19 protein-coding genes and 1 CRISPR repeat array are annotated in these 20,955 nt (G+C 54.4%); of the genes, 13 read left to right on the top strand and 6 right to left on the bottom strand.

Features of this window, described 5'->3' with window-relative positions; translation table 11 throughout:
- Nucleotides 1–183: 183 nt before the first annotated feature.
- Nucleotides 184–1,119 (bottom strand): aminoimidazole riboside kinase, encoded by a 936-nt coding sequence (locus DDT52_RS09995; RefSeq protein ID WP_136156208.1) that lies wholly within the window; start codon nt 1,117–1,119, stop codon nt 184–186.
- A gap of 266 nt (nt 1,120–1,385) precedes the next feature.
- Here DDT52_RS09995 and DDT52_RS20925 point away from each other — a divergent pair, with 266 nt between their 5' ends.
- From DDT52_RS20925 to cas3, 3 genes are read left to right on the top strand one after another with little or no spacing between them, the layout of a single operon-like run.
- Nucleotides 1,386–1,532, top strand: a complete 147-nt coding sequence (locus DDT52_RS20925) for a hypothetical protein (RefSeq protein WP_168709757.1) — start codon at nt 1,386–1,388, stop codon at nt 1,530–1,532.
- Nucleotides 1,525–2,226: a bactofilin family protein gene (locus DDT52_RS09990; protein WP_247595512.1), complete on the top strand. Its 702-nt coding sequence runs from the start codon at nt 1,525–1,527 to the stop codon at nt 2,224–2,226. The genes DDT52_RS20925 and DDT52_RS09990 overlap by 8 nt, the downstream gene beginning before the upstream one ends.
- A gap of 38 nt (nt 2,227–2,264) precedes the next feature.
- Nucleotides 2,265–5,000 (top strand): CRISPR-associated helicase Cas3', encoded by a 2,736-nt coding sequence (gene cas3 / locus DDT52_RS09985; protein ID WP_425591544.1) that lies wholly within the window; start codon nt 2,265–2,267, stop codon nt 4,998–5,000.
- 84 nt (nt 5,001–5,084) lie between these two features.
- Here cas3 and DDT52_RS09980 read toward each other — a convergent pair whose 3' ends face one another.
- Nucleotides 5,085–5,450 carry a type II toxin-antitoxin system PemK/MazF family toxin gene (locus DDT52_RS09980; RefSeq protein ID WP_136156206.1) on the bottom strand — a complete coding sequence of 122 codons (366 nt, stop codon included), beginning with the start codon at nt 5,448–5,450 and terminating at the stop codon, nt 5,085–5,087.
- Nucleotides 5,450–5,722, bottom strand: coding sequence for an AbrB/MazE/SpoVT family DNA-binding domain-containing protein (locus DDT52_RS09975; protein WP_136156205.1), 273 nt, complete (start codon nt 5,720–5,722; stop codon nt 5,450–5,452). The genes DDT52_RS09980 and DDT52_RS09975 overlap by 1 nt, the downstream gene beginning before the upstream one ends.
- Nucleotides 5,723–6,208: 486 nt before the next feature.
- Between DDT52_RS09975 and casA the strand changes: the two genes are divergently transcribed.
- The 7 genes from casA to cas2e are packed head-to-tail and all read left to right on the top strand — an operon-like array spanning nt 6,209 to nt 12,080.
- Nucleotides 6,209–7,729, top strand: coding sequence for a type I-E CRISPR-associated protein Cse1/CasA (casA, locus tag DDT52_RS09970; protein ID WP_136156204.1), 1,521 nt, complete (start codon nt 6,209–6,211; stop codon nt 7,727–7,729).
- A gap of 16 nt (nt 7,730–7,745) precedes the next feature.
- Nucleotides 7,746–8,381, top strand: coding sequence for a type I-E CRISPR-associated protein Cse2/CasB (casB, locus tag DDT52_RS09965; protein WP_136156203.1), 636 nt, complete (start codon nt 7,746–7,748; stop codon nt 8,379–8,381).
- Nucleotides 8,382–8,384: 3 nt separating this feature from the next.
- Nucleotides 8,385–9,446, top strand: coding sequence for a type I-E CRISPR-associated protein Cas7/Cse4/CasC (cas7e, locus tag DDT52_RS09960; RefSeq protein WP_136156202.1), 1,062 nt, complete (start codon nt 8,385–8,387; stop codon nt 9,444–9,446).
- A 9-nt stretch (nt 9,447–9,455) separates the two neighbouring features.
- Nucleotides 9,456–10,190 carry a type I-E CRISPR-associated protein Cas5/CasD gene (cas5e, locus tag DDT52_RS09955; RefSeq protein ID WP_136156201.1) on the top strand — a complete coding sequence of 245 codons (735 nt, stop codon included), beginning with the start codon at nt 9,456–9,458 and terminating at the stop codon, nt 10,188–10,190.
- Nucleotides 10,190–10,840 carry a type I-E CRISPR-associated protein Cas6/Cse3/CasE gene (gene cas6e / locus DDT52_RS09950; protein ID WP_136156200.1) on the top strand — a complete coding sequence of 217 codons (651 nt, stop codon included), beginning with the start codon at nt 10,190–10,192 and terminating at the stop codon, nt 10,838–10,840. The genes cas5e and cas6e overlap by 1 nt, the downstream gene beginning before the upstream one ends.
- A 27-nt stretch (nt 10,841–10,867) precedes the next feature.
- Nucleotides 10,868–11,785: a type I-E CRISPR-associated endonuclease Cas1e gene (gene cas1e, locus DDT52_RS09945; RefSeq protein WP_136156199.1), complete on the top strand. Its 918-nt coding sequence runs from the start codon at nt 10,868–10,870 to the stop codon at nt 11,783–11,785.
- Between the two features lies 1 nt (nt 11,786).
- Nucleotides 11,787–12,080 (top strand): type I-E CRISPR-associated endoribonuclease Cas2e, encoded by a 294-nt coding sequence (gene cas2e, locus DDT52_RS09940; RefSeq protein WP_136156198.1) that lies wholly within the window; start codon nt 11,787–11,789, stop codon nt 12,078–12,080.
- Between the two features lie 84 nt (nt 12,081–12,164).
- A CRISPR array of direct repeats spans nt 12,165–13,353; the repeat unit is 29 nt; unit sequence GTATTCCCCGCGCCCGCGGGGATAAACCG.
- A gap of 153 nt (nt 13,354–13,506) precedes the next feature.
- On the opposite strand, the gene DDT52_RS09935 is transcribed toward cas2e, so the two are convergent.
- Nucleotides 13,507–14,184, bottom strand: coding sequence for a hypothetical protein (locus DDT52_RS09935; protein WP_136156197.1), 678 nt, complete (start codon nt 14,182–14,184; stop codon nt 13,507–13,509).
- A 371-nt stretch (nt 14,185–14,555) separates the two neighbouring features.
- Here DDT52_RS09935 and DDT52_RS09930 point away from each other — a divergent pair, with 371 nt between their 5' ends.
- The 3 genes from DDT52_RS09930 to DDT52_RS09915 all read left to right on the top strand — a co-directional run bounded on the left by DDT52_RS09930 (nt 14,556) and on the right by DDT52_RS09915 (nt 18,080).
- Nucleotides 14,556–16,799 carry a YgiQ family radical SAM protein gene (locus tag DDT52_RS09930; protein ID WP_136156196.1) on the top strand — a complete coding sequence of 748 codons (2,244 nt, stop codon included), beginning with the start codon at nt 14,556–14,558 and terminating at the stop codon, nt 16,797–16,799.
- Between the two features lie 132 nt (nt 16,800–16,931).
- Nucleotides 16,932–17,387 carry a YhbP family protein gene (locus tag DDT52_RS09920; RefSeq protein ID WP_136156195.1) on the top strand — a complete coding sequence of 152 codons (456 nt, stop codon included), beginning with the start codon at nt 16,932–16,934 and terminating at the stop codon, nt 17,385–17,387.
- Nucleotides 17,388–17,426: 39 nt separating this feature from the next.
- Nucleotides 17,427–18,080: a Rossmann-fold NAD(P)-binding domain-containing protein gene (locus DDT52_RS09915; protein ID WP_136156194.1), complete on the top strand. Its 654-nt coding sequence runs from the start codon at nt 17,427–17,429 to the stop codon at nt 18,078–18,080.
- Nucleotides 18,081–18,147: 67 nt separating this feature from the next.
- On the opposite strand, the gene nrdG is transcribed toward DDT52_RS09915, so the two are convergent.
- Both nrdG and nrdD read right to left on the bottom strand, forming a co-directional pair.
- Nucleotides 18,148–18,612 carry an anaerobic ribonucleoside-triphosphate reductase-activating protein gene (nrdG, locus tag DDT52_RS09910; RefSeq protein WP_136156193.1) on the bottom strand — a complete coding sequence of 155 codons (465 nt, stop codon included), beginning with the start codon at nt 18,610–18,612 and terminating at the stop codon, nt 18,148–18,150.
- A 54-nt stretch (nt 18,613–18,666) separates the two neighbouring features.
- Entirely contained in the window at nt 18,667–20,805 is a 2,139-nt protein-coding gene (nrdD, locus tag DDT52_RS09905) for an anaerobic ribonucleoside-triphosphate reductase (RefSeq protein WP_136156192.1), read from the bottom strand.
- Nucleotides 20,806–20,955 lie beyond the last annotated feature (150 nt).

Below are 20,955 nucleotides of genomic sequence, written 5' to 3'. Positions count from 1 at the left end.
TTGAGTTCTCTTCTTGGGGGAGCTTTATTATGTGTCAGCGTCAGGTTTGCTAAATTGCTAAACCGGTTTTTCATGGAAATTAAAGTGAGAGAATCGGGTTAGCAAGGAATTTCACCAACCCGATTCTGTAACTGTGATCCTGACTGCAAATACAGGCCAATTGACCTTATTAAATTAGGCGGGTTAGTGTTTGGCGAGCGGCGTGGACTTAAGCTGTTGCGCAAACGGCAGGGCGGTCATGGCACCTTTTGCGGTGGTAGCAAGCGCGCCGCACAGTTGTGCCTGTTCGATCACGCTTTCCCATGAGCTTCGATGCGATAAATCGTTATATTCGGCGAGACCTTGCAGCAGTCCGGCAACAAAGGCGTCGCCTGCGCCGGTGGTGTCAACCGGGGTGACATAAGGCGCGGCGAAGTGCTGCAATTTTTGGCGATCGTGCAGCCATACGCCTTCTCCGCCCAGCGTGACCAGCAGTAATTGGATGGGGAAGCGTTGCATCAACTGTGCGATGCCCTGTTCGGGATCGTTTGTGGCGGTGAGAAAACTCAGCTCTTCACGAGATAATTTCACTACATCGGCCAGCGACAACGCCTGGGAAAGCGTGTCCTGCAAGGCTTGTGTACTGTTCCACAAATCCTCGCGGATATTGGGATCGAAACTCACCCATCCCTGTGCGGATCTGATGCGTCGCATTGCCTCGAAGGCGGTGCTGCGTGAAGGTTCCTGCGATAGGGCGATCGAACACAGATGCAACCATTCGCCTCGTTTGAAAGTGGGTAAATCGTCCGTTTGCAGGAACAAGTCGGCGCTCGGGCGTACCATGAAGGTGAAAGAACGCTCGCCCAAAGCATCCAGACTGACGACCACCGTCGAGGTACGATGACGGTTATCCCGAATCATTCGATGCGTGTCGACGCCTTCCCGGTGCAATACATCCTGAAGGAAGTGACCAAAAACATCGTCGCCTACGCGGCCAATAAAAGCGCTGCTGCCTCCCAGTCTGGCAATGCCGACGGCAACGTTGGCAGGTGCTCCCCCTGGACATTTGAGATAACGCTCTGAACCTTCCGGGATGAGATCGATCACGGCATCGCCCATCACCCAAATTTTGTGTGCCATAAATTTACTCTTATCAAAGATGCTAAGCCTGATTGCTAAAATAGAAGAATCGGTTTAGCTAATCAACTTCATTCACGGAAGATGTTTGCGAGCGCACAGGAAATGTATTTTTAATGCATGACACAGGATGAAAATTTTTGCGAGCCAGCGCCCATCATTGGCGGCGTCAGGCTAAATTAAAAAGCGCTTTATCCGATACCTATGGAACGGTACTTGGTTTGAGTACTCTGTGACAGGATTTATGGCGCAAAGGAGAAGGGATAGATATGAGCCAAATCACCTCTTTCTGGGTTCGAAATGAATTCAGCATCATCACCGATCTTCCGCAACCGATCCGTATCGTCACCCCGCTGAGTAACCCGAAAAAACTCAAACTGTGGCAGTTGCCTGAACGGTGCGGTAACCGTGCGTAATTACAATCTGCTATGGGGTTTGTGGGCGGTCTGGGCATTATTGGTCGTCATCTGGTTTATCGATATCTACCTGGATTTACCCGCGCTGGATTACGGGCAACTACTGGCCGCTATTCTGGGTGCTGGTATAGTTGTGCTGATGGTGTTTTTTTATAATCTTAAAAGGAGTAACCCGATGTTTTCATTTGATAAAAGAAAAAAGAGCGTAGAAGAGCCGCAAGAGAGTAGTGAAATAAGCAACCCGCCGGAGTTGGTTAATTCAGTAAGCCCTGTGCGCGTTAAGAAGGATACGTTTATCGCCCAGGGGACGCAGCTGACGGGCAAGGTAGCGGCGGATGGCAATATTACCGTCGAAGGCCATATCGAAGGCGATGTACAGTGTGAAAACACCATCCGGGTGGAGCACATTGGCAAAGTTAAAGGTGAAATGAAATCGCAGCAGATTGTGATCAATGGTTATGTGGAAGGACGTATTTATGCCCACACGGTAACCATACTGGCGCAGGGGAAAATGGTCGGCGATATTTTTTCTGATGAACTGTCGATTGAGAAAGGCGGTATCTTTTTGGGCCAGTCAAATCAGTTGAAACAGGGACAGCACAGTCAGGAAACACTTGCTTACGCAGAAAAAGCGGACGACCTGATAGAAGGCGGGAATATCATGGCGCTGGTGGAGAATAATCCGTCAGCGTAAGTTAATTGGGTGGGAATAGGGTGACGGGGTGAATGCAGATGGCGAATGAAGACGCAGCCGATCAGCGTTATTTTCGTTATTGGGGAAAAGCCCGTAAATCACCGGATAAGCTGGGCGGGGATGATTATCATCTGCTGCCTTACCATTGCCTTGATGTGGCCGCCTGCGGATATTTTTTATTAAAGAAAAATTATTTCCAGGCTGACAATATATTCTCTGAACTTGAATTAGATAATGAAAACGGGGCACAGTGGTTTGCTTATTTTCTGGCGTGGCATGATATTGGAAAGTTCGCCCGTGGGTTTCAACGGAAATATAGTCATCCCGACTCGCCGTTAGTACAAAACACAGGACAGGTCGATTCCGCCCGACATGATTCATTAGGTTTCTGGCTGTGGGAATATCGTGACGATATTCCGCCGATTTTTCCTTTTGGCGATATATCTGGTTCCGTTCAGAAAACGCTGGATATCTGGCTGAACATCATGACCGGGCACCACGGCAAGCCTCCTGAACCGGGATGCAAGGGAAAATTGGCTTTTCACGCTGATGATTATCTGGCGGTTAAGGACTATCTGTGCGATCTAACTTCCGTTTTCCCCGATCTTTCTTCCTTGCCCGCCTGTTTTGCCGACCGACGCTGGCAGGCAACGCTGAAACAACAGAGTTGGGCGCTTGCCGGGCTGACCGTTCTGGCTGACTGGCTGGGATCGCGTCAGCAGGATTTTCGCTATTGCAGCGAGCCGATACCACTGTGCGATTACTGGCAGCGCCATGCGTTACCGACGGCGGAAAAAGTCGTCTCACGTTTACCGCGCACGCCGGCGCCTTCGTCTTTTCAACATATCCAACAGCTATTTCCGTTTATCCAGCAACCGACGCCGTTGCAACAGCAGGCGCTGGGGGCTGATATTTCCACCGACGGACCGCAGCTTTTTATTCTGGAAGATGTCACCGGCGCGGGTAAAACGGAAGCCGCGATGATCTTGGCGCATCGGCTGATGACGCAGCAAAAAGGCGGGGGCATTTATGTCGGTTTGCCGACGATGGCGACGGCCAATGCCATGTATCAGCGGTTATCCGCAGCATACCGGGCGCTCTATCGGCCTGATCATTCTCCGTCCCTGATGTTGGCGCACGGCGCGCGTCATATGTCGCATACCTTCACGCAATCGCTGTGGGAGGGCGAAAGTCAGGGACAGACGCAGTACGACAATGGAGAGAATACCGCCAGCAAAGACTGCAATATCTGGTTTGCTGATTCGCGTAAGAAGGCGCTGCTGGCGGATGTCGGGGTGGGAACGCTCGATCAGGCATTGATGGCGGTGATGCCGTTCCGCCATCAGTCGCTGCGTGTGCTGGGATTACAGCATAAGATCCTCATTCTGGACGAAATCCATGCCTATGATGCCTACATGAGCAAGCTGATCGAACATTTGCTCGGTTTCCATGCCCGGCAGGGAGGCAGTGCGATCGTGTTGACCGCAACGTTGCCGCTCAGTCTGCGTGAAAGGTTGACGCGGGCTTTTGCGCAGGGATTGGCATGTGAAACGGGATGGCAACCCGATCCTGATGCGCGTTATCCGTGGTTTACCCAGCTTAACCGGCAGGGATTGCGGGAAAATGCGCTGGAAACCCGACAGGAAGTGAAGCGTGAAGTCACCATCGGCTGGCTGACCGCCAGAGAACAAGGTATTGCGATCATCAAGGCGGCAATAGCGGCGGGACAATCAATATGCTGGATCAGAAACAGTGTGGATGATGCCATTGCGGTCTATCGCCAACTGGTGGCGGAAGGCGTGGCACAGGATGACATGTTGTTGTTCCATAGCCGTTTCGCCTTTTGCGATCGTCTGTCGATTGAAGAACAGGCGCTGAGCCGGTTTGGTAAAGACAGCACGCCCGCACAGCGTTCGGGCAAAGTGCTGATTGCCACGCAGGTGGTTGAACAGTCGCTGGATATTGATGTGGATAACATGATTAGCGATTTAGCGCCGATTGATTTGCTGATCCAACGAGTCGGGCGTTTACAGCGGCATATTCGCCGTCTTGATGGCCGCCGGAAAACGGCGCGGGACCAAGCGCCGCTGACCGATGAGCGCCCCGCTGCCGTACTGCATGTTCTGGCGCCGGAATGGCAGCCTGAAGTCGACGCCGACTGGCTGGGCAGCGAACTGCGCAACAGCGGCTATGTGTATCCCGACCACGCGGCATTGTGGCGCACGCAGGCTATCCTGCGTGAACGTGGGGCGATCAGAATGCCGGAAGATGCCCGGACCTTGATTAACAGCGTCTATGAAGAGCAGATTGCGGCGCCCGCCGCGTTGGAGGCAATCGCCAACATCGTGCTGGGGAAACAGTATAGTCAGCGGTCGATAGCCGGACAGTCGTCGCTGGCGTTAGTGCATGGCTACTGCGCCAGGTCCAGCGACTCGGGTTGGAGTGACGCCGTGGAAATTTCCACTCGGCTGGGGGAAGCGACGCTGGATATTTATCTGGCGCGTGTGCCGGATGAAGAAGGTCATCTGCCGCTGCCTTACGCTCCGCCAGAAGAGTTTGCGTGGGAAAAAAGCCGCTTGCAGATACGGGAAAGCTGGTGGCAGAAACATAAAAAGTCATTGCCCGTGCTGGAAGGCGAAGCGCTGGAGCAGTTTCGCCAGCAGTTGCATCGGCCGCACGCTGAGGTGCTGCTGTTGAACAACGTGGAAAGTCACGCCTTTTACAGCAAAACAGTGGGGTTGAGTATTCAGGATACGCGATATACCAACGGGTAAGGACAATTTCCAACTGAAAGATAGCCTTGAACTTACCCGGGAGGCCTGATTCTCTATGCTATTACGTTATTTGAAAATAGGCGCTTATTGTGGGTCAATAAGGTTGATCAATTTAATAATGACATCTTGCGTAAGCACATCCTCTGCTACCGTTTCAAATGTGGCGCCTTTTGCGATGAGATCTACCGCCTGAGCCTGGTGGCATAGAACCACACCTCGTAAATCACCGCGATCCGTATCTATTGGGGTAACAGCGACGGTCACGCCAGCGGAACGGGCAGCTTCGGCTTTGGTTGAGATAGGGCAGCAAATGGCGACACCTAACGCTGCATTCAATGCTTCTTCCGTGATGACGATGCAATAGTGATCGCCTTTTAACTCCCGGTCAAAAACGGGATCGGGACTAAAATGCCAGATATCGCCTTTTTGGGGAATACGAGCTCCAACCATTACCAGTATTCCTTGCCTGTTGGCGCAGCATCGGTAAACGTCTTAATGTCTTCGTTAAGCGCTGCGATCTCTTCACTATCAATTTGAGTCAGTAGTTCTTCTACAGTGAACTTACCACGCGGTTTTCTTTTAGCCGGTTGCAGATTTATCCCTTCACCATTGCGTTCAACGGTGATCTCTGTTCCAACCTCCCATCCCAGTTCATTACCATAATCACGCGGGATGGTGACGATTAAGGCTCCGCCTTGCTGGCGAATTTTTACTGTTGGCATATTAGCCTCTCTACAGTGCTACTTTGTGGAACAGAGTGGCACTTTGTAGTTACCTGTCAATTAACCTATGAGTAGCACGAGCCGTTCAGTATGGCGCTATTACAGGCTGATAGATAGCCACAGGCAAGGGGAGCGTTTTTCTGGTAGCAGACTTTGCGAGCGATGCCGCATCCGTGCGGCTTGTCCCCGCGGTTGCGGGGAACACACTTAGGCCGTCACTTGAATACCCGCGCCGCCGCCCGGTTTATCCCCGCTGGCGCGGGGAAGTATGAAAGAGCGTTTCCATTATTGGTTAATCCCTCTCATAGAGGGAACCGCCAGAGTTTAACTTAATTAATAGGATTTTTAGTGATATTAGACTCTGTTTTTTAGAAACGTGACCCATATTTCTGACATGGCTTTTTGAATAAGTTAATAAATATCAGGCGGTAGCATCATCACCATAAGAATATTGCCGCACGGACGCGGCATACTCAGGAGGAATTGATGTTTTCATTGATTGAAACACAATGGCTGCCCGCCGTGCATGCGGATGGCCGGATTGACAAGATTTCCCCGCAGCAACTCGCCGACAACGACATTATCGATCTCGTCTGGCCGCGCGCCGATTTCCAGGGGGCGGCCTATCAACTGCTTATTGGGTTGTTACAGACCGCTTATTCCCCCGCCGATGACGATGCGTGGGAGGATATCTGGGAGGATGGCCTTGGCGCCGGCTGGCCGCAGGCGTTGGCTTCATTGGCGCCCGCAATGCGGTTTGGCGCGCACAAGCCCGCGTTTATGCAGGATTTCGACACGCTTGACAGCGAGGCGGCGCCGATATCCGGTTTACTGATCGAGGCGCCCGGCGGTAATACGCTCAAGCTGAATAAAGATCACTTTATCAAGCGCGGCACGGTCAAGGCCGTGTGTCCGCACTGCGCGGCAATGGCGCTGTTCACGCTGCAAACCAACGCCCCGTCAGGCGGGCAGGGGCACCGCACCGGCATGCGCGGCGGCGGGCCAATCACCACGCTGCTGATGCCGGAAGATGCCCATCTGCCGCTGTGGAAAAAACTCTGGATGAACGTCGTCACGCGGGAGGCGATCCCCGCCGGCGCCGTTGATGCGTCGGTTTTCCCCTGGCTGGCCGCCACGCCAACCAGCGATGGCGCGCATCCGCCGGTGACGCCGGAAAACGCGCATCTGTTACAGGCCTACTGGGGGATGCCGCGCCGCATCGAACTGGATTTCACTACCGTGCAACAGGGCGAGTGCGATCTGTGCGGCGCAATATCGACGTCTCTGCTCACGCACTATCGCAGCAAAAATTACGGTATTCAGTACGACTGCTGGCGGCATCCGTTGACGCCCTATCGGCAGGCGCTGAAAGATGACGCAGCGCCGTTCCTGTCGGTTAAAGGCCAGCCGGGCGGGCTGGCGTACCGCGACTGGCTCGGTCTTATCGTCAAAAGCGAGGACAAGCATAACCGGATGTTCCCAGCCACGGCGGTGCGACAAAATGCGCAACGTCGGCCGCTGCGCAAAGCCGGATTATGGTGCTTTGGTTATGACATGGACAATATGAAAGCGCGTTGCTGGTATGAGCATCGCATCCCGCTGTTGCACGATAGTCTGCGTGAATATAAGGATTACCTGGAACTGGCGGTCGATCTGGCGCGGGACAGCGTAGGGTTGCTGCGGCAGTCAATTAAGGAAGCCTGGTTTTCGCGCCCGAAAGACGTCAAAGGGGATTTTAGCGCTATTGATGTCGCCTTCTGGCAGGAAACCCAACCGGGATTTGTCCGTTTTTGTCAGGCGCTGGGGCAGAACGTCAGCCCGGCTGTTGCACTCAAGACATGGCGGCGTTCGCTGTATCACTATTTGCTCTCCACCTACGACGCCCGCGTATTCACTAACCCGGATGAACACCGCGATCTGGCGGCCGCGGCCGCTACGCGTAAAAAAATGACCGCGTTTTTCGATAAGCAAAAAGCGGCGCAGCTCATTACTCAGATGCAGGGATAAACGTAGGAGGCATTTTATGGCGAACACGGCCGATCTTCTGGTGATCAACAGCGATGAGGCAGACAGGATTAACCGCTGGTTTGATGGCCTACAGCACCGTCGTAACCCGACGTATAACGGTCGCGCGCGGCGAGCTGAATTGCGCCGGGCTAACGCGCCCTATGGCGTGCTGACCTGCGTCGGGTATCACGATCTGGCGGCATCGCTGAGCCAGCGATTGACCAGTGAAACGCGCATTATGGCGCTGTCCATTTTTGTTTCCGTCGCGGCTCATGCGGCAAGAAACACCTTACCAAAAGATAAAAAAAGTTTTGCCGCGCAGCTCGGCGAGAAAATCAAAGGCAGCGACCGCGCTTACCTGTCCCCACTGCGTTTTGAACGGCTGCAACGGGCGGCGACGCCGGATGAGTTATATCGCCAGCTTTTTCGCGCCGTAAAAATACGCGGCGAAGACGGCGTGAACCTGCCGTCGCTGGCGGACGGCATTTTCCTGTGGGCGGATGAATGGCAGGCGCGCCGGGAAAATCGTATGCCGGATATTCATCCGCTGCGACGCAATGCGGTGCGCTGGGCGTGTGAATATGCGCAAGCTTCGCAGGATTCAGGCACAGAAGGCCAGACGAACACAGCCGAACCATCAGATAAGGAATAACCGATGACAACCTTTATTCAGCTCCATTTTTTAACCGCTTACCCGTCCTCCAACCTGAATCGTGACGATGCGGGCCGGCCGAAAACCGCGATTGTCGGCGGCGTTGAGCGCCTGCGTATTTCCTCGCAGAGCCTGAAACGCGCATGGCGTACGTCCGAGGTATTCGAAGAAGCGCTTGATGGACATATTGGTACCCGGAGTCGTCGGCTGGGGCGCGAGGTATACGTCAAGCTCACGGCGGCGGGCCTGAATGAAAAACTGGCGGATAAAGCGGCACTGAGCATTGCCGCTCAGTTTGGCAAGCTGAAAAAAGAAGAGAAGGGCAGCGAAGACAAGCTGGAGAAATATGACATTGAGCAACTGGTACACTTTAGCGTGCAGGAAAAAGAACGGATCGACCAACTGATTGCCCGTCTGGCGGCGGAATCACGTGAGCCTGCCGGCGATGAACTGGCGCTGCTGCGCAATGATGCGACCAGCGTGGATATCGCGCTGTTTGGCCGGATGCTGGCTTCCAGTCCCGCATTTAATGTTGAAGCCGCCTGTCAGGTGGCGCATGCGCTGGGCGTCAGCGCGGTGACGATCGAAGATGATTTTTTTACCGCGGTGGATGATCTGAATACGGCGGAAGACAGCGGTTCGGCCCATATGGGTGAACAGGGCTTTGCCTCATCGCTGTTTTACCACTATCTCTGCATTAATCGCGATCTGTTGCTGGAAAACCTGAATAACGATGAGGCGCTGGTGGAGCGCACGTTGCGTGCCCTGGCGGAAACGGCGCTGACCGTCCCGCCGGGCGGTAAGCAGAACAGCTTCGCCAGCCGGGCGTATGCTTCCTATGCGTTAGCGGAAAAAGGCACGGCGCAGCCGCGTACGCTGTCCGTGGCGTTCTTTAAACCCGTTCGCAGCGAGGATCAGGTGCAGGATGCCATTGAGCTGTTGCGTAAACAAAAGGCCAGGTTTGATCGCGTTTATGCGCCGGAACAGGGCAGCCAGTCTTATGAACTGGACGTGGAAGCGGAAAACGGAACGCTGAAGGGATTGCTGGATTTTATCAGCCGGTAGGAGAACAACATGGACAACTATCTGGTTTTCCAGATTTACGCTCCGCTGGTGTCATGGGGAGAAGCGGCGGTCGGCGAGGTGCGTCATACCGCTACGGTGCCCAGCCGGTCGGCGCTGTTGGGGATGCTGGCGGCGGCGCTGGGGATTCGGCGTGACGATCATCACGCGTTGCACACCTTCAACCAACATTACCATGTGGCGGTGCGTCCATTGTCAGGGCGCGATACCTGGCTGAACGACTATCACACGGTACAGATGCCAAAGGAAAACCGCAAAGTGCCGCGCTATACCCGACGTGATGAACTGCGTCCGGAGTCCGGACAGTCGCTGGAAACCATGTTGACCTCACGCGAATACCGCTGCGACGCTTATTATCACATCGCGATTAGCGAAACGCCGGGCGCGCCCTATTCGTTAGACGCACTGTGCGAGGCGCTGCTGTCGCCGGTGTTTACGCTCTATTTCGGGCGTAAAAGCTGTCCGCCTGCGCTGCCGCTTGCGCCACACTTGTTTTCCGGTTCGCTGGCCGAGGTTTGGCGGCAGGCCAGCCGGGAGCCGGCGCTCAACGATCCGGCGCTGATAACCATTAATCTCGCGGACGGATTGTGCTACTGGGAACAGGAAAGCGATACCGGGCTGAGGTTATCGCATCAGATATCGCGTAACGATCAGCCTGCCGACCGTCGGCGCTGGCAGTTCACGTACCGCGTACAATACGCCGGCGACTGGAAAGGAGAGAAATAATGTATTTTTCCAGAATAACGCTACGGCTTTCCGCCTTACCGCGCGTTATGGCGGAGAAGCGGCAGAATGCCGGCGGTTATGCCAGCCACCAGTGGCTCTGGCAGCTTTTCCCCGACCAGCCGCAGCGTCAGTTTCTATTTAGAGAGGATGTGCGTGAAGCGGAAAGCGTGTTTTTCCTGCTTTCCAGCCAGCCGCCGCAGGCTGAGCATAATCTGTTTCGGATAGAAACCAAACCTTATCAACCGCAGTGGCGTAACGGCATGGCGCTGATATTTTCGCTGCGGGCCAACCCGGTGGTAACGCGTGACGGCAAGCGCAGCGACATACTGATGGATGCCCGACAGCAGGGAAAAGCCGCCGGACTGGATGGCGAGGAACTCTGGCGGCACCAGCAACAGCGCGCGTTCGACTGGTTACGGCGTCAGGGCGAAAAAAGCGGTTTCTCCGTTGAGTCGCCATGTCGGGTGGATGGATATCAACGCCATCGTTTCAATAAGCCCGGTCAGTCCGCCGCGATTATGTTCAGCAGCGTTGACTATGACGGCATATTGCACATTACGGACGCCGACCGCTTTGCCGAGGCGGTCCGGCAAGGGCTGGGGAAAAGTAAAGCGTTAGGATGCGGATTACTGTTACTGAAACGAGCGTAGCACTGGTTATGACAAGGAGGGTTGACCATGTATGTTCCCTTGAATCCGATTCCGCTGAAAGATCGCGTCTCATTGATTTTTCTGCAATACGGACAGATCGACGTCATCGATGGCGCGTTCGTGCTGGTGGATAAAACCGGCGTTCGCACACACATTCCCGTCGGTTCGGTGGCTTGCATCATGCTGGAGCCGGGAACGCGGGTTTCTCATGCGGCAGTGCGGCTGGCAGCGACGGTGGGAACGCTGCTCGTCTGGGTCGGCGAGGCGGGCGTGCGGCTGTACGCCTCCGGACAGCCCGGCGGCGCGCGGTCGGATAAGTTGCTCTATCAGGCCAAACTGGCGCTGGATGAAGAATTGCGCCTGAAAGTGGTGCGGAAGATGTTCGAACTGCGCTTTGGCGAACCGGCGCCAAGCCGACGTTCGGTCGATCAATTACGGGGTATTGAAGGCGCCAGAGTCCGGCAAACGTACACGTTATTGGCGCAGCAGTATGGCGTAAAGTGGAATGGACGGCGTTATGATCCGAAGGATTGGGCGCGGGGCGACAAAGTTAATCAGTGCATTAGCGCCGCTACTGCCTGCTTGTACGGTATCACGGAGGCGGCGGTGCTGGCAGCGGGGTATGCCCCCGCGATCGGGTTTGTCCACAGTGGTAAACCGCTATCTTTTGTTTATGACATTGCCGATATCATCAAGTTTGACGGTGTGGTTCCCAAAGCCTTTGAAATTGCGGCGCGTAATCCAGCCGAGCCCGATCGTGAAGTGCGCCTCGCCTGCCGCGATATTTTCCGCAGCCAGAAAACGCTTGGCAGACTTATCCCCCTCATCGAAGACGTGCTTTCTGCCGGAGGTATCAACCCGCCGCTGCCGCCTGAAGACGCGCAACCGCCAGCCATTCCTGAGCCCAAAACGCTTGGTGATATCGGACATCGGGGGCATCGCTGAAATGAGTATGTTAGTGGTTGTGGTAGAGAATGCACCGCCTCGTCTACGCGGACGTTTGGCTATTTGGCTGCTGGAGGTGAGGGCGGGCGTCTATGTCGGCGATACGTCGCAGCGCATCAGGGAAATGATTTGGCAGCAAATTGTTGAATTGGCTGAACAGGGAAACGTGGTGATGGCATGGGCAACGAACACCGAGTCCGGTTTTGAATTTCAAACCTGGGGAGAAAACCGCCGTATGCCGGTAGACCTGGACGGACTGCGGTTAGTCTCATTCTATCCACCTGAAAATCAATAAGTTATAGTTCTTTAAAAATAGGGAAAGTTTGGTGGATTTTATCCTTTCAAATAAACCTTTATAAAACAATACACTACACTTAGTGTATTCCCCGCGCCCGCGGGGATAAACCGAAGGACGGCCATAAGTGCCGCTCGTCAGCAAACGTATTCCCCGCGCCCGCGGGGATAAACCGCGATTTCAATATCTCCCGCCATCATTGCGCCAGTATTCCCCGCGCCCGCGGGGATAAACCGCATTCCAGGTTGTGGAAACATACGCGTCCGGTGTATTCCCCGCGCCCGCGGGGATAAACCGTGAGTATGGGAGTTCGTCGGCTTTTCAGATACGTATTCCCCGCGCCCGCGGGGATAAACCGCGGAATTGAAATATTTTTAGAAAAACCTGTTGGTATTCCCCGCGCCCGCGGGGATAAACCGAGGCATTAATTGAGCGTTTGCCGGCACTTATCGTATTCCCCGCGCCCGCGGGGATAAACCGTAGTCTCTCGTTTTCTTCATTCGCACACCCCCGTATTCCCCGCGCCCGCGGGGATAAACCGGGGGATATGTGTTACCGGCGTACCGGTCAATCGTATTCCCCGCGCCCGCGGGGATAAACCGGGATCTATCTCGTTGTAGTAGGCGGTCATTGTGTATTCCCCGCGCCCGCGGGGATAAACCGTATGTGATGATAGACACGGCGGCGAAAGAATAGTATTCCCCGCGCCCGCGGGGATAAATCGATTTCTCTACCTTTGAGAAACTTTTCGAACAAGTATTCCCCGCGCCCGCGGGGATAAACCGTAATAACTCAGGGATCTTTGTGGTGAACGAAAGTATTCCCCGCGCCCGCGGGGATAAACCGCTCGCGTATCAAATCCCGTAATTCTGCAAACCGTATTCCCCGCGCCCGCGGGGATAAACCGTGGAGCTACTAAGAATGACGAGCCTTGATATCGTATTCCCCGCGCCCGCGGGGATAAACCGCGCTAGCCATCAGAATGCTCACCACGACATGTGTATTCCCCGCGCCCGCGGGGATAAACCGATAGATGTCTGATATTTGCAGATTGGAGTAATGTATTCCCCGCGCCCGCGGGGATAAACCGTACTGCGGCTGCTTTGAATTCGTAGAAAAACTGTATTCCCCGCGCCCGCGGGGATAAACCGGCTAACCAGACCTTAGCCAGTTCTGTATACATGTATTCCCCGCATCCGCGGGGATAAACCGCTGTTACCGGCTTCGACGATGAACAACCGGGGGTATTCCCCGCGCCTGCGGGGATAAACCGTTGCCGATGACCTGGCCGGCTTTGGCGCGTTTGTATTCCCCGTACCAACGGGGATAAAAAACGATTCTTGACTGGCAGTACCGGATTGATGCGAGTGGTTCCTGTATCCGATGCCGAGCCTGGCGGCGTCTGGAATGAACGCGTAGCAGAGGGCTATGCTTCGATTATGGAGTGGTACTCAACCCCGACATCAGGGCACAGGGTCCGAAGCAGGTCAAGCAGGTGATCCAGCCCGGCTTCCATAACGGCATGCTCGATGCCGGGGACGCCGTCAATGAAGAAAAGTACGTCACGGGTAGTGTCGGTAATGCGCGACTTGTCGTCCTGGCCGTAGATAATGCTCAGGATGATGCCATCCCGGTCTTTGAGGCAGATGTCATTGAGCTTCGGCTGAACATCACGGTCGCCGGCTGCCAAATAGTGCTCGTTACCCTGCGACACATCAATGGTCAGCGGCAATGTCAGATGTTGCAGGTCATGGCCGGCAATCAACAGTGACGTGGTGAGCTCGGCCAATAACAGCGCCTGTATGAGTCCCGGAGCGTCAGGCAGACTTTTCCCGTTCAGCGCTGATTCGATTTGCGGGAGAACGTGATAGGTTTTCTTGAATTTTTTGTAATAGCGCACGTAGGCGGCAAGGGTATGGTCGGCATCGACCAGCGCTTTTCTGTCCCTATTGCCATGCGTCTGCCGGAGTTTCGCCAGTTCACTGTCCGCCTGCTCCCGAAAACGCCGTAATCCCCCGGCGCTTTCCTGATATCCCCGCAGCGCCAGGACGCCAAAAGGTGTGCGGCTGTATCGCTCTGTCATACCTGCTGTGATTGAAATCATCGTTTTTCCTTGTACCGGCAGCGGCATTAACGCTGCTGAGCCGCCGCCCTGAGTCCCGGAGTAATCAATATCATGCCAATCAGCTTTCCCTGCCAGCGAACGAACCACGCTTCGCGTTCTCTTGAGAACGATAAATTAATAGCTATGGTTGAGAAATGCGATTTAGTGGGGAGCATCACTGAAGTAATGGGTGCTCCCGCATAGTTAAGAGCAGTTCTGGGGCGAAAGTCTTGATCCGTCGCATATCCGCGTGACTCTGGCCAGCAGTTTTATTTTTGTCCACGTATAATTCCGCGCTCTGTCCCCTGGTTAATAAACTATCAAATATTAACCGGGTTGACCTAACCCCAATTTTGACAACGAAGAATGCCATGCCAATCAGCCTGATCCAGCCCGAACGTACACTGTTCTCATACCCGCGCTATTGGGCCGAGTGTTACGGTACCGCCCCCTTTTTCCCGATGTCGCGGGAGGAAATGGATGAACTGGGGTGGGACAGTTGTGATGTGATCGTGGTGACCGGTGATGCATACGTTGATCATCCGAGTTTTGGCATGGCGATTATCGGACGAATGCTGGAAGCGCAGGGATTTCGCGTCGGCATCATTTCCCAGCCCGACTGGACGTCAAAAAACGATTTTATGCGTCTCGGTAAGCCCAATCTGTTTTTTGGCGTCACCGCCGGAAATATGGATTCAATGATCAACCGTTACACGGCGGATCGCAAATTACGTCATGACGACGCCTATACGCCCGACAATATCGGTGGGAAAAGGCCGGATCGCGCCACGCTGGTGTATAGCCAGCGTTGCAAGGAGGCTTATAACGACGTACCGGTGATTCTGGGCGGTATTGAAGCCAGCCTGCGGCGTATCGCGCACTATGACTACTGGTCCGACACCGTGCGGCGCTCGGTGCTGGTGGATGCCAAGGCGGATATGCTGGTCTATGGTAACGGCGAGCGCCCGTTGGTGGAGGTTGCGCATCGGTTGGCGGCGGGTGAAGCGATAAGCGATATTCAGGATGTGCGCAATACCGCCGTGATGCGTAAAACCGCGTTGATTGGCTGGACGGGGGTTGACTCAACGCGACTCGACAAGCCCGGTCGCATTGAACCGATCATGAATCCTTACGGTGAAGATTTACCCTGCGTCGAAGGTGAACTCCCCGTGCAGGATTCGGCTCAGCCAATCACCGTACGAGCAGCGAAGCCTAAGCCGTGGGAAAAAACCTATGTGCTGTTACCGTCCTTCGAGAAAGTGAAGGGCGATAAGGTGATGTACGCCCATGCGTCGCGGATATTGCATCACGAAACCAATCCGGGGTGTGCCAGAGCCTTGATGCAAAAGCATGGCGACCGTTACGTCTGGATTAATCCGCCGGCGATCCCCCTCTCGACTGAAGAGATGGATGCGGTATTTGCCCTGCCGTTTCAGCGTGTCCCGCATCCTTCTTACGGTAATGCCGTCATTCCCGCCTACGATATGATCCGTTTTTCGATCAATATCATGCGCGGGTGTTATGGCGGCTGTTCCTTCTGTTCGATCACCGAACATGAAGGGCGGATCATCCAGAGCCGATCGGAAGCGTCGATTGTCAAAGAGATCGAAGAGATCCGCGATCGCGTACCGGGATTTACCGGTGTTATTTCCGATTTGGGCGGCCCGACGGCAAATATGTATATGCTGCGCTGCCAGTCGCCGCGCGCCGAACAGACCTGTCGGCGGGCGTCCTGTATTTACCCCGAAATCTGTTCGCACATGGATACCAACCATGAGCCGACCATTAAGCTTTATCGGCGCACCCGCAGCCTGAAAGGTATTAAAAAAATCCTCATCGCTTCCGGCGTCCGTTACGATCTGGCGGTGGAAGATCCGCGTTATATCAAGGAACTGGCCGAGCATCATGTGGGCGGATATCTTAAGATCGCGCCGGAACACACCGAAGCGGGGCCGCTGTCGAAAATGATGAAGCCCGGCATGGGCAGCTATCATCGCTTCAAACAGCTGTTTGACACCTATTCAAAACAGGCGGGAAAGCAGCAGTATCTGATCCCCTATTTTATCTCCGCGCATCCGGGAACCCGGGATGAAGATATGGTCAATCTGGCGCTATGGTTGAAGGAAAACCGTTTCCGATTGGATCAGGTACAAAACTTTTATCCTTCCCCGCTGGCGAATGCCACCACCATGTATTACAGCGGTAAGAATCCGCTGAGCAAAGTGGATTACAAGAGTGAAGATGTGGTGGTGCCATGGGGCGAACGTCAGCGTCGCCTGCATAAAGCGCTGCTGCGCTATCACGATCCGGCGAACTGGCCTCTGATCCGCGACGCTTTGGTCGCAATGGGGATGAAACGGTTGATTGGCAACCGGCCTGACTGCCTGATCCCGGCAGAAGCGCCGGGGGAACGCGCCGCGCCGCGCGGTGGTTCAGGCACAAAGGGCGGATCACCCAGTCGTCCTGCGTTGACCCGCTTTACTGCGCCGCCGCTATCCCCTAAGTCATCAGCGAAAAAAGCCGCATCAGGCCGTCCGGCTGTGGCTAAAAATGGCAAAGCGGGTAAAAAATCGGGCCAGACAAGATGCGTTATTCAAGGGAAAAAATCGTCTTAAGATATGGAGCAGCCCGGAAACCAATGCCGAGTTTGGTGAAGCCTCTGCAAGCCATGTTGCCCCACTCTGCGCAAGGGCGTTTATTGACTGCGCAGGATACGTTTGTGCAGAAACTTGATTGAAGGAGCCGGCATGTCAGAAGAACCCAGAGAGACGGCGCTCGCGCTTGATGCTATTTCTCGTTATCTAAAGAAGCTGCACGTGCTCACCTTATGCGTGGGCGATAATTCGGATTTATGGTGTGCGAGTTGCTTCTATACTTATGACCAACAGCAGGTAGCCTTTTACCTGATGACGGAGTTACACACTCGTCATGGTGAACTGATGCGACGGCAACCGCGGGTTGCCGGGACGGTCAGCGGCCAGCCGAAAAGCGTCATGCTGATCAAGGGGGTTCAGTTTCAGGCGCGGGCCGAGCTATTGCAAGGGGAGGATGAGCAACAGGCAAGAGCACATTATAACTCCCGTTTTCCCATCGCCCGATCCGTCAAGGCGCCCGTGTGGCGCTTACAATTAACCGAACTGAAAATGACGGACAATACGTTGGGTTTTGGGAAGAAACGCCATTGGCAACGAACTGAGCAATGACGTCATGATGTTAAAAGATAGATAACCAGAGGAAAATGTATGAGCCGGGTATTGCTATTAGGTGCGACGGGGCTGGTAGGCAATGAACTGTTGCAGCTTTTAAAGGTCAATCACCGGGTTGAAACGATTTACGCGCCTACTCGTAAACCGTTGCCTCCTTCTGAAAAATTGGTGAATCCACACAACGCCGATCTCTCTGTGGCGCTTTCCCAGTTGATTTCCCCCATTGATATCGCTTTTTGTTGCCTCGGGTCCACGATCAAAACGGCAGGAAGCAAAAAGGCTTTTCGCTATGTGGATTACACGCTGGTGGTGGAAGGCGCAAAAGTGGCATTGGCGCTGGGAGCAAAACATCTGCTGGTTGTCAGCGCGCTCAGCGCGAATGCGGCCTCGCCTTTCTTCTATTCCCGGGTGAAGGGAGAAACGGAGGAATCCTTACGTCAGCAGGGCTGGCAGCACCTGACGCTGGCGCAACCGTCGATGTTGCTGGGCGAAAGAAAAGACAGCCGTCTGCTGGAAAGTCTGACTGCGCCGCTGTTTCGGTTGTTTCCGGCCAGGTGGCGCGCCATTGAAGGGAAGATCGTGGCTCAGGCGCTATTGAATCAGGCATTCTCCCCCGAACCTAAAGCGCGTGTCACGGTGCTGGAGTCCGATCGGCTGCGTGCGCTGGGCGGGCAGAAATCGCTGCAATAATTAATAAGGTCGGTTACTGGCAGCCGCTTTTCCTGAGCGCCGGGTGGAACAGGATGGCGGAGCGGCGTCAGCGCAGGTGATGAATAACCTGATTGCTGCTGCCGCGCCAGATTAACGAAGGGTCTTTCAGATCCTGCACGAATTTGCCGTCAACCAGTACGTTGATCAGATCCACCACCTGTTGCTGTTCCGCCGTCAGTTCCGCCAGTACATAGCCCGTCCACACCCAGATATCTTTGCCGGGGCATTCCGCGCGTATCCGCTTAACCAGTTTCAGGATCTCAGGAACATTTTGCGGGTGGAGCGGATCGCCGCCGGACAGGGAAATACCCTGCCGGGGGATCTCGGTGTCTTGCAGATCGGCGATAATCCGGTCCTGAATGGTCTGGGTAAACGGCTGACCGGAATTAATCCGCCAGGTGCTTTTGTTGTAACATCCAGGGCACTGGTGCACGCACCCGGCGACAAACAGAGTGCAGCGCGTACCGGGTCCGTTGACCACATCAACCGGGTAATACTGGTGATAATTCATGTCGATAAAGCCATTTGATAAAGGTGAGGCCGCGCTCCCTGCGGCCTGAGATAATCACCCCAGTTGACCGTTAGCCAAGTGCTTGATCCGGCGTTTGACTTCTTCCTGCTTACCGGCGTTGAACGGGCGGGCATCCGGGCTGCCGAGGTAACCGCAAACGCGACGGGTGACGGAGACGCGAGATGAGTCATGATTTCCGCATTTCGGGCAGGTGAAGCCCTTGCTGGTACACTCGAATTCGCCGGTGAAGCCACATTCATAGCACTCATCTATCGGCGTGTTGGTGCCGTAATACGGCACGCGGGTATAGCTGTAATCCCAGACGTCTTCCAGCGCTTTCAGATTATGTTGCAAATTCGGATATTCGCCATAGCAAATGAATCCGCCGGTCGCCAGCGGCGGATAGGGCGCTTCAAAGTCAATCTTCTGGTAAGGATTGACCTTTTTCTCGACGTCCAGATGGAAACTGTTGGTGTAGTAACCTTTGTCGGTGACGCCCGGCACCACGCCGAATTCGGCCATATCCAGACGGCAGAAACGGTCGCACAGGTTTTCACTTGGCGTGCTGTACAGGCTGAAGCCGTAGCCGGTTTCCGCTTTCCACCGATCGGTGGCGGCTTTCAGATGAGCAACAATCGCTACGGCTTTCGCCCGCAGGGTTTCATTGTCGAAGACGTGGGCTTCGTTGCCAAACAGGGCGTTGATGGTTTCATGAATCCCGATGTAGCCCAGAGAAATGGAGGCGCGACCATTTTTGAAAATATCCGCCACACTATCGTCCGCCTTCAGGCGTACACCGCAGGCGCCTTCCATATAAAGAATCGGCGCTACGCGCGCTTTCACATTCTCCAGTCTGGCGATGCGTGTCATCAGCGCTTTTTTCGCCAGCGCCAGACGCTGGTCTAGCAACGTCCAGAAGCGGACTTCGTCACCGTTGGCTTCCAGCGCTATACGCGGCAGATTGAGGCTGATTACGCCCAGATTGTTGCGGCCGTCGTGAATTTGCTGACCATTCTCTTCATATACGCCGAGGAAGCTGCGGCAGCCCATCGGGGTTTTAAACGATCCGGTGACGTTAACGACCTGATCGTAGTTCAGGATATCGGGGTACATGCGCTTGCTGGCACATTCCAGCGCCAGTTGCTTGATGTCGTAATTCGGATCGCCGGCCTTGTGGTTAAGGCCATCACGGATAGCAAAGACCAGCTTGGGGAAAACCGCCGTTTTATGGTTTTTGCCCAGCCCGGCAATACGGTTACGCAGGATGGATTCCTGAATCAGACGAGATTCCCAACGGGTGCCCAGACCAAAACCGAAGGTGACAAATGGCGTCTGACCGTTGGCGGTGTGCAGCGTATTGACTTCATATTCCAGCGATTGGAAAGCGTCATAACACTCTTTTTCCGTGCGGGTACGGGCATAGTCGTCGGCATTGGGGATCTGCCATTCGTCAGCAATTGCCTTATGTTTGGCATGGCTGGCGGTGACGAACGGCGCCAGAATCTCATCGATGCGGTTAATCGTAGTGCCGCCATAAATATGGCTGGCAACCTGGGCGATGATTTGCGCGGTCACCGCGGTGGCCGTTGAAATCGATTTCGGCGGCTCGATTTCCGCATTCCCCATTTTGAATCCCTTGGTCAACATACCGTCGAGATCGATCAGCATGCAGTTGAACATCGGGAAGAAAGGCGAGTAATCGAGATCGTGATAGTGAATCTCGCCACGTTCATGAGCCAATACGACATCACGCGGCAGAATATATTGTTTGGCGTAATGTTTGGCGACAATTCCGGCCAGCAGATCGCGCTGCGTCGGAATCACTTTACTGTCTTTGTTGGCGTTTTCGTTCAGCAGCGCCACGTTGCTTTGTTCAACCAGACCACGAATTTCCTGATTGAGACGGCCCTGACGCTCACGCGCCACATCACGGTCATGACGATATTCAATGTAGGTACGAGCCAGCTGTTTGTAGTTGCCGGACATGAGCAGGTTTTCGACTGCATTCTGAATTTCGTGAATATCGACACGCGATTTATCCTGCATTTGTTGAGCGACCGCACAGGCCACGGTTGCGCAGTAATCAGCATCATTAACACCGGCCGCATGCGCCGCGCGTTCAACCGCCTCTTTGATACGGACTTCATCAAAAGGCACCTGGCAACCGTCCCGTTTAATCACTACTGGTTTCACGTTTTCTTCCTCTGTCAATGTTATCCACAGGCAAAAACCGCAGCAGGCAAGGGCTGCGATGGCTGTGGATGATATTGTGGATAAACACTACATATGGGTGATGTTTATAGGATAGACACTATATATTGAATTTGGTGCGCAGATCTCACC

This window comes from Brenneria roseae subsp. roseae, from assembly GCF_003115845.1.
GTDB classification, from domain to species: domain Bacteria; phylum Pseudomonadota; class Gammaproteobacteria; order Enterobacterales; family Enterobacteriaceae; genus Brenneria; species Brenneria roseae.
The sequence above is the reverse complement of the archived record's forward strand: the minus strand, read 5'-3'. Positions and strand labels throughout refer to the sequence as shown.

What these genes read in the sequence shown, in the direction of transcription:
- DDT52_RS09995 (WP_136156208.1), bottom strand. Translation starts at nt 1,119, where the DNA reads ATGGCACACAAAATTTGGGTGATGGGCGATGCCGTGATCGATCTCATC.
- DDT52_RS20925 (WP_168709757.1), top strand. Translation starts at nt 1,386, where the DNA reads ATGAGCCAAATCACCTCTTTCTGGGTTCGAAATGAATTCAGCATCATC.
- cas3 (WP_425591544.1), top strand. Translation starts at nt 2,265, where the DNA reads ATGGCGAATGAAGACGCAGCCGATCAGCGTTATTTTCGTTATTGGGGA.
- DDT52_RS09980 (WP_136156206.1), bottom strand. Translation starts at nt 5,450, where the DNA reads ATGGTTGGAGCTCGTATTCCCCAAAAAGGCGATATCTGGCATTTTAGT.
- DDT52_RS09975 (WP_136156205.1), bottom strand. Translation starts at nt 5,722, where the DNA reads ATGCCAACAGTAAAAATTCGCCAGCAAGGCGGAGCCTTAATCGTCACC.
- casA (WP_136156204.1), top strand. Translation starts at nt 6,209, where the DNA reads ATGTTTTCATTGATTGAAACACAATGGCTGCCCGCCGTGCATGCGGAT.
- casB (WP_136156203.1), top strand. Translation starts at nt 7,746, where the DNA reads ATGGCGAACACGGCCGATCTTCTGGTGATCAACAGCGATGAGGCAGAC.
- cas7e (WP_136156202.1), top strand. Translation starts at nt 8,385, where the DNA reads ATGACAACCTTTATTCAGCTCCATTTTTTAACCGCTTACCCGTCCTCC.
- cas5e (WP_136156201.1), top strand. Translation starts at nt 9,456, where the DNA reads ATGGACAACTATCTGGTTTTCCAGATTTACGCTCCGCTGGTGTCATGG.
- cas6e (WP_136156200.1), top strand. Translation starts at nt 10,190, where the DNA reads ATGTATTTTTCCAGAATAACGCTACGGCTTTCCGCCTTACCGCGCGTT.
- cas1e (WP_136156199.1), top strand. Translation starts at nt 10,868, where the DNA reads ATGTATGTTCCCTTGAATCCGATTCCGCTGAAAGATCGCGTCTCATTG.
- cas2e (WP_136156198.1), top strand. Translation starts at nt 11,787, where the DNA reads ATGAGTATGTTAGTGGTTGTGGTAGAGAATGCACCGCCTCGTCTACGC.
- DDT52_RS09935 (WP_136156197.1), bottom strand. Translation starts at nt 14,184, where the DNA reads ATGATTTCAATCACAGCAGGTATGACAGAGCGATACAGCCGCACACCT.
- DDT52_RS09930 (WP_136156196.1), top strand. Translation starts at nt 14,556, where the DNA reads ATGCCAATCAGCCTGATCCAGCCCGAACGTACACTGTTCTCATACCCG.
- DDT52_RS09920 (WP_136156195.1), top strand. Translation starts at nt 16,932, where the DNA reads ATGTCAGAAGAACCCAGAGAGACGGCGCTCGCGCTTGATGCTATTTCT.
- DDT52_RS09915 (WP_136156194.1), top strand. Translation starts at nt 17,427, where the DNA reads ATGAGCCGGGTATTGCTATTAGGTGCGACGGGGCTGGTAGGCAATGAA.
- nrdG (WP_136156193.1), bottom strand. Translation starts at nt 18,612, where the DNA reads ATGAATTATCACCAGTATTACCCGGTTGATGTGGTCAACGGACCCGGT.